The 1,632-nt window shown below is 68.3% G+C and carries 1 protein-coding gene; it reads left to right on the top strand.

The annotated features are described in order from the left end of the window. Positions 1–183 precede the first annotated feature (183 nt). A complete protein-coding gene (locus tag VNL12_RS14095) occupies positions 184–1,431 on the top strand; it encodes an ISL3 family transposase (protein WP_325595577.1) in 1,248 nt (415 codons plus the stop codon). Positions 1,432–1,632 lie beyond the last annotated feature (201 nt).

The following is a 1,632-nucleotide window of genomic DNA, read 5'->3' as shown; positions in this document are numbered from 1 at the left end:
GCGGGTAGCCAACGAGCACATCGAGAGCAACAGGGAGCACCGACGGTGCGGGGATGGGACTTCCGAAAATGGGCTCTTGTGACTGATCCGTGGGTGGTGGTGTAGCCCCATCCGCGGTTGCACCCCGCTTCCTTCCTACGTTTCCGGGCTTCTGAGGTTCCGGGACGACAGGGAGGAAACGGGGTGCGGTCAACAAGGTTATGGGCTCGGCTGCTCGGGCTGGGCAACGCCGTGGTCGAAGACGTGGTCTTCGACGAGGACGAGGAGTGCGTGGTGGTGTCGGTGCGGCCCCGCAAGGCCACGAAGCGCCGGTGCGGGCGGTGCGGGAAGCGGTGCCCGGGCTATGACCGCGGCGAGGGGCGCCGACGCTGGCGGGCGCTGGATCTGGGGACGATCGCAGCGTTCTTGGAGGCTGACTCGCCGAGGGTCCGCTGTGTTGAGCACGGGGTGATCGCCGCCCAGGTGCCGTGGGCCCGTCACGGCGCCGGGCACACCTACGCCTTCGACGACACCGCGGCGTGGCTCGTGACGCACTGCTCGAAGTCAGCGGTGCGTCAACTGTTGCGTATCGCGTGGCGCACCGTGGGGTCGATCGTGACCCGGGTGGTGGCCGACGCTGAGACCGCCACCGACCGCTTCGCGAACCTGCGTCGCATCGGGATCGACGAGATCTCCTACAAGCGGGGCCACAAGTACCTGACCGTGGTCGTCGACCACGACAGCGGCGTGCTGCTCTGGGCGCACCCAGGCCGCGACCAGAAGACCCTCGAGAAGTTCTTCGACCGTCTCGGCGACGACCGCTGCGCCGAGATCACCCTGGTCAGCGCGGATGCGGCCGAGTGGATCGCCAACGTCGTCGCCGCCCGCTGCAAGAACGCGGAGCTGTGCCTCGACCCCTTCCACATCGTGGCCTGGGCGACCAAGGCCCTCGATGAGGTCCGTCGCGAGGTGTGGAACGCAGCGCGACGCAACGGGCAGAAGGCAGCGGCCAAGGACCTCAAGAACGCCCGCTACGCGTTGTGGAGGAACCCCGAGGACCTCACCGACCGCCAGGCCGCCAAGCTGGCCTCGATCGCTGAGACGAACAAACGCCTCTACCGGGCGTACCTGCTCAAAGAACAGCTACGACAGGTGTTCGCGTTGAAGGGAGACGAGGGCATCGCCCTACTCGACGCCTGGCTCAAGTGGGCCCGACGATGTCAGATCCCCTCCTTCGTGAAGCTCGCCCGTTCCATCACCATCCACCGGGCCGGCATCGAAGCCGCCCTCACCCACGGCCTCTCCAACGCACGCGTCGAGAGCGTGAACACCAAGCTCCGCCTGCTCACCCGCATCGCCTTCGGGTTCCGCTCCCCCGAAGCCCTCGTTGCCCTCGCCATGCTCGACCTCGGCGGGCTCTGCCCACCCCTCCCAGGCCGGGGGACCACCTGATGCCACCCACGGAAGCAGCAGAAGAGCCCAATTTCGGGGGGTGTCGACGGGCGGGGGTGGGTCAGAGTCGGAGGCGGGCGAGGAGGGCGAAGAGCTGGTCCGACTCGGACCGGTCGAGGTCGAGGGCCTCGAACACCTCGGCGTTGAGGCGGGCGGCGGCATCGGCGGCCACGCTCCGCCCGTCGTCGGTGAGCACGGCGA

Source organism: Iamia sp., assembly GCF_035575815.1.
GTDB lineage: Bacteria > Actinomycetota > Acidimicrobiia > Acidimicrobiales > Iamiaceae > Iamia.
This window is presented reverse-complemented; position numbering and strand designations above follow the sequence as displayed.